This is a genomic window from Pseudomonas sp. NCIMB 10586 (assembly GCF_023127895.1).
GTDB classification, from domain to species: domain Bacteria; phylum Pseudomonadota; class Gammaproteobacteria; order Pseudomonadales; family Pseudomonadaceae; genus Aquipseudomonas; species Aquipseudomonas synxantha_A.
Map to the genome: position 1 here is coordinate 21,956 of NZ_SPKQ01000018.1, position 12,556 is coordinate 34,511.

Consider the following 12,556-nt stretch of genomic DNA (forward strand, 5'->3'; position numbering starts at 1 on the left):
TCCTCAATCCCAGGCCAGAACGGGCCGTACAGCAGCCGGCCGGGCTTGCATCTCAGGCACGACCACCCATACGCCTGCCGGCAGTACAGGGCCGTATTCAGCCAGTTCAGGGTTCAAGCGCCAGAGGGTTTCTTCCGCCGCGTCATCGCAACGCTTCAGCTCACGGTAGAGCAGCAGGTTGACCGAATCACCGGCAATACTTCGCACTCTACGCATTGACGAACTCCTCCAGCTCAAGGGTCCAGGTCATGACCATGGCAGTGCCGTCATCGATCACATTGCTTTGGGCTTCCACCACCGAATTGATCCGCCACAGGCCCCAGTTACGGCCGATACCGTCGACCAGCGGCAACGGCGCCCGCGCATTTTGCAGAGCGCGCAATTCGTCCAGGCGCTGCATGCCAACGGCGTACATGGCCGTGCCGCTGAAGGTGAGTTTTTCCAGCTTCTGGCCGTTCTGCCGCGACTGGGGTTTGCTGGCAATAATCGCCAGGTCACTCCAGCCGCCGTCGCTGTTGCGGGCCAGTGTGGAATAGGCGAACCCTCGGGATAAGCCAAAAATAAAGTCGCCCAGCACCATTTGTTGTCGCATCAATCACCTCCTGAAGGATCGGCCAGTGCCGCGTTGCGCCGGATGCCCAGGGAATCGGTGACCATCGGCACGCATTGAAATTGCAGGGCCTGGATCACCTGGTTGACGACCTGCTGGGCATCGGCGGGGTTGACGCCGGTGATCTGGATACTCGGTGCAAGCGTGACCTGGACGTTGTCGGTGCGGGCGCTGTTGAGTTCCTTGCTCAGCGCGTTGGGCGCGGGCAGGCGATCACTTGCGCTGAACAGTTTGTCACCGAGCCAACTGCCTGCTTCGCTGCCCAGCAAGCCACCGATGACGCCACCGACTGCGGTGCCAATGCCAGGGAAAACCAGAGTGCCGAGCGCGGCGCCGGCGGATGCTCCCGCCCAGGCGCCGCCAGCGGTGCTAAGGCCAGCACCGACGGCCTTGGCGTCGCCATTGCGTACGCCCTGGATCACATCCACGGCGGTGTCGACATACTTCAGCGGGCCAAGGCGGCGTACGGCGGACGATTCAAGCTTTGCGAGCGTCCCCGACAGTCCAGGGGCCAAACCCTTGGGCCCACCCTGTGCTGCGACTCGGTCTGCCGAAGCGGCTGCGTAAGAGGTCAATGAGTTGCCGGAAATACTGCGTGTAGTCTCGCTCACCCGTTTGCTGTCGAACGCTAGCTGCGGCTGGCCCATGATATTGACTGGCGGCGCAGCAGGGGCTGGCGTGACAGTAGGCTGCGATTTGAGATCGGTCCGCCCTCTGACCTCTGGGATTTTGACCTCGCGCGATTTTATTTGACGGGCCTTGTTACGCTTGCCGCGCGGCCTCCTGGGATTATCTTTGGGGCGTGCCTTCTCTTCTTTCCTGGCGGTCTCACCGACACTCTCTGGCAACTGTGCGGCAGCGCTATCAAGCGGGCCGCGAATCTGCACAGGCACTGCTCCGGTGCAGCAACAGTCCTTGCCTTTTTCAGCGCCCTTGCCGTTATCGTCCTTGAGCCACTTGGCACCCTTCGGATACCTGGCAGCCACCGCATCAATCGCCTTGCCTGAAAGACGGTCTTTGGCTTTATCCCACAAACCGGTGAACACTTCCTTGCCGACGAACTTGACGGCATCCGTGGCCAGTTCAACACTTTTTTCCCCCCAGGACGGGGTAGCAGACGCAGGCTTGTCCTGCTTGCTTTCTGCGACTCCCGCGCGGACCTCTGCCGTCTTGGTTGACAGCGAATTGGCGCTAATGAACAGCGTGCTGGTGAGCGTTTCCAGTGTTTCGCGCAACCGAATTTGCTCTTGGGCCAGAGCGTTGATGTCCACACTGACGGTGATCAGCGCCGAGGTCAGCTCCGGCAGCGGTTGCGGTTGCGGTTGCGGTTGCGGTTGCGGTTGCGGCTGCGGCTGCGGCAACAATAACGGCGCCGACTGTGGTACCGATTCAAGGCTGACAGGCGCGGCGAGGTCTGCGGAAAACGGCGCCAGCACATTGCCCAGGTCCGCATCGCCAAGCAGCCAACGCTTGTCCTCCTGGACGAGCCTGGTCCCAAATTGAGTTTCTTGCATCCCGCTTACTCCTGTTTAACGCCAAGGCGAGTGATCGCTATGTCGTAGCGGCGCAATGCTTTTCCGGCGTCCCAGTCGAGGATCTCCGCCTCATTGACCGAGTAGATCAGCGGCACCACATCGAGGATTACTTCGATGTCGCGCTGCGAAAGAAGTCCGCCGGTTGATTTAAAAAATCGTCGATACGCTCCTGCAGTTCCGTCCAGTCGGGCACGGTCAAGCCGGCCAGGTCAGGGATCATCAGGCCGGTGCAATGGGCGGTGATGAACTCGGCGCGCTCTTTGTTGGTGGCGAGTTTTTTCATCACCTTGGTGGCACGCAGGGCAGGCATTTCCAGCGACAGTTCGGTCAGGGTTCGGCCGGCTGCGTCCAGGGGCAATAGCAACTGGACGGGTTGGTCGTGGGGTGTCGCTTCATCCGCATTCAGGAAGAACGACGTCGGGCGCGTCGACATCTCGTGTACGTACTGGGCAATGCTCACGTAGTCAGGGCGCTTGAGCTGGTCGAGCTCTTTTTCCGACAGGCCGGTGGCGAGTTTCGCCAGTTCGAAAAACTGATCGTCCTCGTCATCACCGGCCCGGGCCAGCGCGTCTTTTTGCGCGGCGTAGAACAACGGTTTGAGCTGAACCTGCTGGATCGTCGCGCCGGTGTCGGCGGTGATCGGAGCCAGCAGGATGTGCAACGGTGGCATCCAGGCCATGGGGCAATTCCTTGTAGAACGGTATTGAAAAGCACGGGAATCCCAATCTGAGCGCGGTCTCTGTGGGAGCTGGCTTGCCTGCGATAGCATCAACTCGGTGCTCCAGACGCACCGAGTCGCCTGCATCGCGGGCAAGCCCGGCTCCCACATTGACCGTGCCCGCTTCGATTGCAGTTATCCTTACGGCATCAGCACGGCGCGGCGCGCATCGCCCAGAATGTCGACGCCGTTGAGCACGAACTTCTGGGTGCGCACGTCGATGTCGATCACCGAAACGCCATTTTCCAGACGGTTGTAGGTACGGCAGGACAGTTCCAGCGTGGTGGTAGCCTTGTCGCCCATTTTCAGCTTCGCCTCCTCCAGGGATTTGAGCTTGCCGCCGACGGTGTGGTAGGTGAAGTAGGTCTTCCCGTCCTGGTCCTGGCCGGCTTCACGCACGTTCAGCAGGATGTCGTCGCCCATGCGCACGCCCAGGGCCAGCATGATTTCCGGACCGGCACCTTGCAGCACCAGCTTGGCATTGAGCACCTTGCCGCTCTTGGCCATTTCCTCGGCGATAAAGCGACCTCCGGACATGGGCTCCATGTCGAACTCGATCTTCGGCGGGGTGAACTCTTCCACGGTTGCGGACAACGGCAGGCCTTGAAGGGTGGCCGCAATGGCCTGTCTGACTCGGTTGGTAAACATTAGAGAACGTCCTCCAGGAACTGCTCGATGATTTCATCGCGGGCGTTGAGTTGATAAACCATGTGTTCGTTCGGCGCGTAGCGGCCGTAGTCGATAACGATGAACCAGGTGCCGTTCTTGTACTTCTCGACGCTGTTCAATTCCGGGTGCAGGTATACGCTGCCGCCAGGGATGGTCTCGTCGGCCACCAGGGTTTGCAGCCAGTCGTTGATGCGCTTGACCTCCTGGTCCATGAAGGACTTGGTGAGGTTCTTGGCCATGGCTTTCTGGCCGGCCTTGACCAGCTTGCGGCTGATAGCATCTTCCAGGCCGACGTAGCTGATGAACTTGCCGGTGATGGAGCGGTTACCCAGCAGCGAGAAACCGCCGAGGATGGTGCGGGCGTAGTAGCTCACGCCGTAGCGGTTGAGCAGGTCGCCTTCGGTGGAGGTATCGAGGATGTTGTACTCGACCACGCGGGAAACGTCTTCGGCGAAGGTCACCTGGTTGCCCGGGCTTTCCCACTGTTTGACCTTGGCCAGTGCGGCGATGGCCAACGAGGATGGCGACAGGAATACGTTTTTCTTCGCGGCCTTGGAGTACACCGACGGCATGTTGTGCACCAGCAGGCAACGGTCGAAACCGAGGTCGGCACCGCCCAGCTCGCCGCTGTAGGTCACTTGATCGGCCACCGAAGCGTCCTTGCCATCCAGTACCACACGGGCCTTGATGCGCTTGCCAAAGGAGGCGAATTCACCGGCCACGGCCTTGGTGCCGGTAAAGCCTGGGGCGCCGATGATGGTCAGGTCTTCAGGCACGCTGCTCAGGGCCGCCAGGCCCAGCTTGCGGCCGGTGACCGGGTCGTTGCCGCCGATCACATTGTTGATCGTATCGGCTGGGGTGGCGCCTTCTTCGACGATGACCACGTAGACCGGCACCTTGACCACTTTGAGGATCTGGTACACCGCCTGGAACAAGGTGCCCGACTCGGTGCCGGTGGGGTCCAGCAGCGCCTGGGTGGTGAAGCTGTTGATGCGAAACGGCGCGTTTTTGGGAATCGAAGCATGGGCATTCGGCGCAGTGCCGACCAGGCCGATCACGTTATCGCCAAGGCCACCCATGGCCTCGGGGGATTCAGTGGCATTCACAGTGATGCCGTTGTGCTCGAAGTTCAAAACCTCAGCCATGATTATTCAGCCTTCTTGGGGGTGGAGTTGAGGACGCTGGTCAGTTCCAGGCGGCCAGCGGTGCGCAGGGCGGATGCTTCGACGTCCAGCAGTTCCAGCTCCTCGCCGGCGGTAGACCAATGGCCGTTACCGATGGGGAATGGGATGAGGACGGTGTAGGTTTGGCGGGTGGGCATGAGTGGAAATCTCCGGGTGGAAAATGCCAAAGCCCCTGCGGGGAGGGGCTTGGGGGAGGCGAAAAAAAACCGCTTTCGCGGTGGGTTATTTCAGAAAACCAGGTTTAGGAGGCCACACAACTGCATCAGGATCGCTGCCTTGATCAGGGATATCACGCAAGCCCTGACGGTAGGCCATAAATACAGGACGATCCTTATCCAGCATTGGATAGTCGGGCATGGCCGCATAATCACTGGCCGCCAAGTCAGCATCACGAGCTTTACGAATCAGTGTCCATTTAATCAGCGGGTGAATCTCAGCAAGTGCAAATTCAGGTTTCATCAGTATTTTCCTTAACCCAGAGCCAACATAGTTCCCCAATCGGATGGGTGAGTGACGACACCTGTACAGGCACCGCCAAGCATGACTTCAATTAGTCCACTATTAGAAGTACGCATAGGGTGAATATGCATATAGTGAGAAAAGAACCCTGTCGGTGGTACAGGCACAGCGCACCAGCGCCATTTACCCTTTTTGTTGCCGGTAGTCCATGTGCCGTCGACAGAACCCTCTACCACCCGAACAAAAGCAGCTATCGTCATATGAGTGTTGAGAGGCACAGGTGTTGTTCCGCTCAATCGTTCCATATCGACCGCACAAGGGAACGCAAGCCACGGACTGACATTGTCCTCCGACCATTTCATCTGCCAGACATGAATCGGGTTTCGCCAATACTCGGCTGAACTAATATCGAAATCAGGAAACTGCTCACGCACATCTGCCTGAACCTGGCGCATAAAATCGACGTCTGCCTGAGGGCGTCCCGCCGACTGAGCTACCTGAGTAATCGTTCGTGTTTTTGTCGCCGTGACTTGGGTATGAACATACCAGCCGTCAATCAGGTTGCCCGTCGCATCGGGAGCCATATGAAAGTTTTTTGTCATCGCCACTCTGGGTATATGGCGACTCAAACTCAAAAGCTGGTCTTCATACTTCCTCTGGGCATCTGCAAGGGCTTTGTCAATTTCCCCTACCTTACCCGCCACAGTATTCGTCAAGTTGTTTGCCGCGCTGACAACGGCGGCCAATTGCTGTTCAGTACTCAATGTTTGAGCTCCTTGTTTTACTGGTCATCCCTTAACGGCTTTCAATCAAGCCAACGTATTCCGTCCTCAGGGTCATTTGAAAGAGGCGGTTAAACTGTTCTCTCCTCCAGCGCCATCAGGCGAAATAGAACCCCGATACCCCGTGTCATATTGTCGATGCTCGCTGCCGAGAGTGAAGCCAGCTCTTCCGTTAGTAAGACATTGAGATTCTCAGTCCCCACCACTACTGTCACGCTATCCGCCGGCAAGGGCGATACATCCAACGTAAACTTCTGCAGCACCCGAGCCGCCGCCGCCTTATACGTCAGCAACTTCCCCGCCACGGAATACACCGCCAGCAAAGTCCCGCTTGCGAGGTAAAAACCGAACTCGCCAATCTCATATTCACCGTCGCCATCAAACAGCGCGGCCATCCTGAGTTGGCGCGCGCCCAGGTCTTCGTAATCGACGATGGCCACCCGTTGGCGCTCATCGCGCAAGGCTACCTCGCTACCGTCGGGGGTATAGCGGCCAGTGCCGGCGCCGATGTGGGTGATTTCGCCTTTGAGGCCCTGGTTCTTTGCCTGCAGCACTTCATCCAAACCTTTGGAGGTGAAGCGCACCAAGCGCGTTATTTCATCTGTCATGGCTGCGCCCTGAGGTCGTAGTCGTTAATGGTGTAGTGCTGGGCAACCCCGGCACTCTTTAGCCGGGCAACCAGCGCCAATTCAGGCAGCGCGCCGTTCAGATAGAACTCGCCATCGCTTAAAGGGGCGTCGAGCACTTGCGTAAGCGCGAGCTGACCGTCGGTTTCATGCACGATGGTGATCGTCGCCTGATCGCGCTCACTCTTGGCCGCATTGATACGCCGGATCAGCCGGTTGTGATCGCCGCTGGACCAACTGCGCCCGATGATCGCCTGTACGTCGAAGGTGTAAGGCACACCCAAGGGGCGTTGCTGATACCAGGCGCTGATGTTGGGAGTGAAGCCCAATGACTCCACCGCATGACTCAGCGCCTTGGGCGTACCGGCCTGGCGCTGGATTTGCCAGGACAAGGCCACGGTCAGGCGCTTTTCCGCCTCGCTGGCTTCGGCATCCCATTCGCTGACGCCGCGGTCGGCGGCCAGGTACGGGAGGAATTCGCTGGGGGTTTGAAGTGGGTTCATCAGCGCTGGAAACGGCGGTGTGACGCGCTCGAGCAATGTGCCGAAACCCTGGTCCAGCGCCTTTTCCAGCGGTGAACTGTTGGTCGGTAGTAAACTCGCTTTAGGCTCACTCATAGCGTGCGCACCTCCACCTCGACGCCCGTGCAATACGGGGCCTGGAACGCGGTGCTGACAATCGGCGCCAGCGGTTCCAGGATCTGCAGTTGCGCAGCTCCGGCACTGTGGATGGCGTAGTCGATCCAGCTGGGGTCAACCCGCCCCTCCAGGCGATGGCAGGACTCTGCGTAGTCTTGCAGCAGTTTCTGCGCCGCTACTTGGGTCAACCCCGAATCCGGGCCGGCGTTGATCTTGGCCACCACGCGAATTTTGTAGGGTTGAATCTGTGCGCCTTGGACGCTGACAAGATCGGTTTCCGGCCTTACATCCGGCCGTGCGAAATGTCGACGTACACCGTCAAGCAAGTCCGCGGACGGCGTGCCGTCGCCCTCGCGGGAAAGCACAGTGACCATGACTTCACCCGGTGCGGTGCGTCGGGCGTTGCCGTCCTTGACCTGGGCTGCATAGCCATCCGGATCGAAGGTGTAGATGACGCTCACCACTCCCGGCGTCGCGCTTTGCACTCTCACCGCCGGGCGCTCGCCAAGGGTGAACACTTCGCGGCGATACTGCATCCGCGAGCCGGCCGCCGGAGCATGGGGCGCCAGGTAGTAACGCAGGCGAGCGTCGTCGTCGCTTTCCAGGGTGGGCGGCACGGGCGGGAACGCCGCCGGGTCGCCAGGGTCGAGCACTTGGCGTTCCAGGCCCATGTCGGCTAGGCGCGCATCCAGGTTGCTGCCGGTAGCCCACCACGCCAGCATCTGCTTGATACGGGCGTTGTATTTGCGCTCGTGGGTTTGCAGGCGCACGCAAAACGCTTCCAGGGCCAGGGTCAGCAGTTCGCTTTCGTTGTCGAGGCTGGCCTTGAGTTTGACCGCACTTTGCGGCGCGCGGGTGGCGACGTAGTCGATGACAAACGTCTTGAACTCGGCCAGCAACGGTTCGAACTCATCCACCTTGATGATGGTCGGTTCCGCCAGTTGGTTCTGGCCGGGGATCAACATGCTCATGTCACGACCTCGAAGGTTTGTTGGCGGTTTTTCCAGGTACCGGCAAACCGCAGCAGCAGGCCGGCGCCTTGGCGAGTGGCGACAATGACCTGGGGGTCAAAATCGCTGATGCCGTTATGGGTGTTGTAGAACGCCTGGGCGGCATGGCTCTGGGCGAGAATCAGCAGGTCGTCGCCGAGGTTTTGCCCGAGCAACTGCGGGATCAGCGAGCCATACAACGGACGCTTTTGCCGGGTGCCCACGGGGGTGGTCAGCGCTCGGGTGGCGCGCTGCACAAATTGCAGCCAGTCATCGACGGCTGCGCCGGTGTTCCTCTCGATTCCGAGCATGGGATGTCCTTATCGCGGGCTGATGACGCGTCCTTGATGGTCCACTACCGGGCCGCTGAAGTGAGCTCCGCCAGCATCCAGCAACAGGCTGGTGCCGCCGATTTGCAAAGTGATGCTCTGGGCATTCATGGTCAGGCTGGCAGCGCCGACTTTAATGTCGACCTGTTCACGGGAGCCGCTGACGATGGTTGGGCCGTTGACCCAGTTGAAGGTATGGCTGGCGTCGTCGTAGTCGCTTTGGGTGCCGTCTTGATGGCGACGCCTGGTCAGCGTCGCGACGCTGGAGACCGGCGGAAAGCGATCACTGTTGAGGCCGAACAGCGCCACTGACTGCACGCCGCCCTCCCCGCCACCGTAGTTAAGCAACAGGCATTGCTCGCCCACCGTGGGGATGCGGGTTTCCGTTTGCGCACCGGCGCTGGGGTTGAAAAAGCGGATCGCCGGGGTCAGCAAATCACCGTGGCTGACCTTGCAAGTGTTGCTAGCCGCATCGACCTGCTGGCAAATGCCAATCCGGCAGAAGCTTTCAGCGCGGCGGTAAAGGTCTTCGAGTTGGGTCTCCATCTCTGCCAGGCGTTCGACGATCGGTCCCAATTGCATGCGTAACAGCGCGTCGAACATGGGCTACTCCGCCAGTGGTTTGTATTGGGCTGGGTCGTCGATGTTGGAGACGTCCCAGGTGCAGGCAAACAGCGGCTGGCCTGCAGGATCTTCAAGTAACGGCGGCCCCAGATAGAGGGGTTGAGTGAAGGAAACCGTCCAGGTGTCGTAGTCCGCATGAAGGGTGCTGCGCACAGCCGGAGCGGCGACGATATTTGCGGGCAAATCGCACTGTGCCTGGGGCAGGTCCCAACGGTTATCCAGCACAAGGTCCATGAGTTGGCTGGCCAGGTCGCAGGCATCGAACGGCAATGCCCCGGGGGCGACCATGGCCCTGAGTGAAATGCTCAGCACGTGAGCCTTGCGCCCTTCGCGAGAGCGAATGCCCGGGCCATTGCCTTCGACTGTGACCTGCACACCGGTTTTTTCAGTGTCGCCCTGGAAGTCCTGATGACTGCCGACCTTGAGGTCCGGGAAGGCTGCATGCAGCGCAGCGCCCACGGCCTGGGGCAGTTGGGATGGCTTTTCGATAAGCGTCATTTTATGTAGCGTCCTTGCAACGATTACTGCGGGTCCTGGCGGGAGCCTTGGTTGATCCCGATGCGCTTGGCCGCCCACCGCTCATAAAGGCCGATAGCCACGTCGGCACCGGCCATGGCGGTCAGGCAACCAATGGCACCGGCGGTCCAGATCGACATCCCCGCTGCGTAGCACAGCATCAGAGCCGAAACCCCGCAGACCATGCACGCCCCGGAGCGCAGGGCCAGGCGTCGGATCAGCGACCAACCGCGAGCCCCTTCCTTATCGGCGCGCCACATCTCGCCGGATACGCCGCCGATCACGGCCAATACGATGACCAGCCAGATAGGCATTTCCGCTAACGCTTGCTGTTCATTTGTCATGTCACGCCTCCTGGCTGAGCATTTAATAATCCATATTTCATTTACAGATGCTTCGATAGGTAGGCATTCCAAAAAGCCCGGTTGCCCGGGCTTTTCAGTAATGCTGTCCTCGGACTTTCGGCGCTACTGGCGCGGTACGGTCCTTTCCTCAATGTTTTTCCGACCACGATCCCTGTCTGCCGGATAACTGCTTCTGGTGCTTTACGCTGCACACCCGGGTCAGTTGCCAACCCTCTGAACCGTCAAGGCCGGTTCATCGCTGCCTGTTTTTGAAGCGTTGAAACTAAAGAGCGTCGGCATCCTTGCCGGTGTTGCCTGGCATCCCTGCCATCGCTTCGATGGCGTCCTTGCCGATGTTGCGTGCCTTCCTTGTCTTCCTTGGCAGCATCCTTGCCACCTCCACCAGGCCTTGTTGGCTGGCTTGAGATGGAGAATATGCATGTATGCATATACAGTCAATGCATTAATGCATTTATTTTTGCTATGGAAATGCGCAAATGCATTTAAGGCCTTGCCAGCATGGGGTTTGCCGGTTTTTTCGGGGCGAAAAAAAACCCGCTCATGGGCGGGTTTCGTCTTACGCGAGGGGGTTAGCGGGCGTACATGCCCCACCAGAAAACATGACCGAGGATGCTGATCTGCTCATCCTGGATATCCTGGAAGCTGTAGTCCTCATCCGGATGCTCATCACGGTTGAAACTGCGCAGGCGAATCCCGGAAGGCAGGCGGTAGAGCTGTTTAACTCGCAGCTGGCCGTTGTGATTGATGGCATACAGATCACCATCGACGATATCGCCAATGCCGCTTTTACCGGCGTTCACGCCAACCGTGGCGCCGTCGCGCAGTACCGGCAACATGCTGTTGCCGCGTACCGTCACGCACTTGGCCTGGTCGAACTGCACGCCGTTATGCCGCAGACTGCGCTTGCCGAACCGCAGGCTGGCCTTTTCGCTTTCCTCGATGACGAATCTTCCTGATCCAGCAGCCAATTCAACCTCGCGCAGAAAGGGGATCGACACCTCGTCATCATTGACGGGGGTGTCGTCGTCCCACAGGCTTATGTCCTTGAGTTCCGAATGCATCGGGTCGCGCCCGTCATCGCGCAAGGCTCCCACCGCAGCGCGCCCGCGCAGTTGGTCGGTGCTCACGCGAAAATACTCGGCGATACGGGAGATGTGTTTATCCGACGGATCAACGATCTTGCCGCTGAGGATCCGGGACAGTGTGGATTGAGGCACGCCGGTGCGCCGATGAAGCTCCGTGGGGGAGATCCGGTCGCGATCCAGCAGCTCTCTTAAGACGATAGAAACATTGCGTTTTTGCATAACGCGGATAGTGACGGGAGTTTTTAAGGTTGGCAAATGCTAATTTGCATATTTATGCATTAAACATCCAATTGTGTTTAGCCTGAAACAAAATACTGTATATCCAGACAGTTAAATACTCACTATTATTCCGAGCGCCTGAGGTAAGACGCGGCAAATGAACAGCCTCCCTTGCTTATCGACAATTCAGGGGCTATGTATAAAACTCGTCAATCACCTAGCCAGCAACGACGGAGGTGCTCATGGCTTATTCAGCGCTAGCTGTTGCTAACGCCTTCATTGAACGCGCGAAGGAAGGCAAGGTTTCGGGCCTGACCCCGATGAAGCTGCAGAAACTGCTGTTCTATACACAGTCCTGGCATTTGCGCGAGCGAGACCAGCCCCTGATGGATGACCACTTCGCCCGCTGGCAATATGGCCCGGTCATTCCGTCGCTTTACCATGAGCTGAAATCCTACGGTAATCGCCCGGTGACCTCACTGCTCAGCAACCTGAAGCCCGACGCCGAAGACATTGTCTTCGTTACACCGAGGGTTCCGGAGAGCGATACCTATACCCATCGTTTGATTGACCGGATCATTAACAAATACGGCAAATGGTCCGGCACCCAACTGTCCAACCTGTCCCACGAGGACGGCACAGCCTGGGCCCTCAAGGGCGCCGACGGCTCCGCCATAGACTGGGAAGACATGGCAGCACTCATTCACCCAAAGAGCCGTATCCGTGAGTGAAGAACTCGACAACCTGGAACTCACCCTGCCCCCCGTGGCAGGGCCTGACCAGGACTCCCAGGCCGGTGGCGAGCAAGCCATAGGCACCGACGATGAAAGAAGCCAGAACCTCAAAGACCAGAAAGCCGAGCGGCAACTGCGCAAGAAGTATGCGGGGCGTGCGTTTTGGTTTGCTGCCTGCGGCGTGATCTTCTGGGCGGTCCTGCTGGTGTGGAATGGCTGGTCGACGTATTACTCGGGTAAAGCGCCGTTCTCGGACAATGTATTGATTGCCATCACTACGGCGACTTCAATCAACTTGTTTGCGGCGTTTCTTGGGGTGATCAGAGGGTTGTTTCCGGCCAGTGGGCGTAGATCCAAATAGCTTGGTCGTATTCACGATCTGCATCCTGCATTGAGATATGAAAAGTCAGCTCATCATCTTCCAGGCACTGACCGGATTGTTTAACGCTGCTGCAATGCCTGATTAAACCGCTA

General features: G+C 58.9%; 19 protein-coding genes. 2 read left to right on the forward strand and 17 right to left on the reverse strand.

The genetic code is table 11. The features are described from left to right. Positions 1-3: 3 nt before the first annotated feature. The 17 genes from E4P01_RS08170 to E4P01_RS08250 form a co-directional block, all read right to left on the reverse strand. Positions 4-216 carry a tail protein X gene (locus tag E4P01_RS08170; protein ID WP_078820429.1) on the reverse strand — a complete coding sequence of 71 codons (213 nt, stop codon included), beginning with the start codon at positions 214-216 and terminating at the stop codon, positions 4-6. After that, entirely contained in the window at positions 209-592 is a 384-nt protein-coding gene (locus E4P01_RS08175) for a phage tail protein (protein ID WP_078820428.1), read from the reverse strand. The genes E4P01_RS08170 and E4P01_RS08175 overlap by 8 nt, the downstream gene beginning before the upstream one ends. Then, positions 592-2,124 (reverse strand): tail tape measure protein, encoded by a 1,533-nt coding sequence (locus E4P01_RS08180; protein ID WP_216090820.1) that lies wholly within the window; start codon positions 2,122-2,124, stop codon positions 592-594. Before E4P01_RS08180 ends, E4P01_RS08175 begins: the two co-directional genes overlap by 1 nt. A 127-nt stretch (positions 2,125-2,251) precedes the next feature. Further along, positions 2,252-2,824 carry a phage tail assembly protein gene (locus E4P01_RS08185; RefSeq protein WP_216090819.1) on the reverse strand — a complete coding sequence of 191 codons (573 nt, stop codon included), beginning with the start codon at positions 2,822-2,824 and terminating at the stop codon, positions 2,252-2,254. A 180-nt stretch (positions 2,825-3,004) separates the two neighbouring features. Beyond that, positions 3,005-3,511, reverse strand: coding sequence for a phage major tail tube protein (locus tag E4P01_RS08190; RefSeq protein WP_005785401.1), 507 nt, complete (start codon positions 3,509-3,511; stop codon positions 3,005-3,007). Then, entirely contained in the window at positions 3,511-4,677 is a 1,167-nt protein-coding gene (locus tag E4P01_RS08195) for a tail protein (RefSeq protein WP_032877508.1), read from the reverse strand. Before E4P01_RS08195 ends, E4P01_RS08190 begins: the two co-directional genes overlap by 1 nt. A 2-nt stretch (positions 4,678-4,679) precedes the next feature. After that, positions 4,680-4,853, reverse strand: a complete 174-nt coding sequence (locus E4P01_RS08200; protein ID WP_003189022.1) for a hypothetical protein — start codon at positions 4,851-4,853, stop codon at positions 4,680-4,682. Between the two features lie 85 nt (positions 4,854-4,938). Beyond that, positions 4,939-5,175 (reverse strand): tail fiber assembly protein, encoded by a 237-nt coding sequence (locus tag E4P01_RS08205; RefSeq protein ID WP_122736075.1) that lies wholly within the window; start codon positions 5,173-5,175, stop codon positions 4,939-4,941. Between the two features lie 11 nt (positions 5,176-5,186). Beyond that, the gene (locus E4P01_RS08210) at positions 5,187-5,939 is read right to left on the reverse strand and encodes a hypothetical protein (protein ID WP_148852481.1); all 753 of its coding nucleotides are present in this window, start codon (positions 5,937-5,939) and stop codon (positions 5,187-5,189) included. 89 nt (positions 5,940-6,028) lie between these two features. Then, positions 6,029-6,565, reverse strand: coding sequence for a hypothetical protein (locus E4P01_RS08215; RefSeq protein WP_032877511.1), 537 nt, complete (start codon positions 6,563-6,565; stop codon positions 6,029-6,031). Continuing rightward, positions 6,562-7,200 (reverse strand): phage tail protein I, encoded by a 639-nt coding sequence (locus E4P01_RS08220; protein ID WP_216090818.1) that lies wholly within the window; start codon positions 7,198-7,200, stop codon positions 6,562-6,564. Before E4P01_RS08220 ends, E4P01_RS08215 begins: the two co-directional genes overlap by 4 nt. Continuing rightward, a complete protein-coding gene (locus E4P01_RS08225) occupies positions 7,197-8,192 on the reverse strand; it encodes a baseplate J/gp47 family protein (RefSeq protein ID WP_216090817.1) in 996 nt (331 codons plus the stop codon). Before E4P01_RS08225 ends, E4P01_RS08220 begins: the two co-directional genes overlap by 4 nt. Then, on the reverse strand, positions 8,189-8,521 hold the full coding sequence (locus E4P01_RS08230) for a phage baseplate protein (protein WP_148852484.1): 333 nt from the start codon (positions 8,519-8,521) through the stop codon (positions 8,189-8,191). The genes E4P01_RS08225 and E4P01_RS08230 overlap by 4 nt, the downstream gene beginning before the upstream one ends. 9 nt (positions 8,522-8,530) lie before the next feature. Continuing rightward, positions 8,531-9,142, reverse strand: a complete 612-nt coding sequence (locus tag E4P01_RS08235) for a phage baseplate assembly protein V (protein WP_216090816.1) — start codon at positions 9,140-9,142, stop codon at positions 8,531-8,533. 3 nt (positions 9,143-9,145) lie between these two features. Beyond that, positions 9,146-9,661 carry a hypothetical protein gene (locus E4P01_RS08240; RefSeq protein WP_248129973.1) on the reverse strand — a complete coding sequence of 172 codons (516 nt, stop codon included), beginning with the start codon at positions 9,659-9,661 and terminating at the stop codon, positions 9,146-9,148. Between the two features lie 23 nt (positions 9,662-9,684). Beyond that, complete coding sequence (locus tag E4P01_RS08245) at positions 9,685-10,023, reverse strand: phage holin family protein (RefSeq protein WP_005785384.1); 339 nt, start codon at positions 10,021-10,023, stop codon at positions 9,685-9,687. A 590-nt stretch (positions 10,024-10,613) separates the two neighbouring features. Further along, positions 10,614-11,357, reverse strand: a complete 744-nt coding sequence (locus E4P01_RS08250; protein ID WP_177327421.1) for an XRE family transcriptional regulator — start codon at positions 11,355-11,357, stop codon at positions 10,614-10,616. A gap of 233 nt (positions 11,358-11,590) precedes the next feature. On the opposite strand from E4P01_RS08250, the gene E4P01_RS08255 reads away from it, so the two are divergent. Together E4P01_RS08255 and E4P01_RS08260 are read left to right on the forward strand one after the other, a co-directional pair. After that, entirely contained in the window at positions 11,591-12,079 is a 489-nt protein-coding gene (locus E4P01_RS08255; RefSeq protein ID WP_032877518.1) for a type II toxin-antitoxin system antitoxin SocA domain-containing protein, read from the forward strand. Next, complete coding sequence (locus E4P01_RS08260; RefSeq protein WP_032877520.1) at positions 12,072-12,443, forward strand: hypothetical protein; 372 nt, start codon at positions 12,072-12,074, stop codon at positions 12,441-12,443. Before E4P01_RS08255 ends, E4P01_RS08260 begins: the two co-directional genes overlap by 8 nt. The last annotated feature ends 113 nt before the right edge of the window (positions 12,444-12,556 follow it).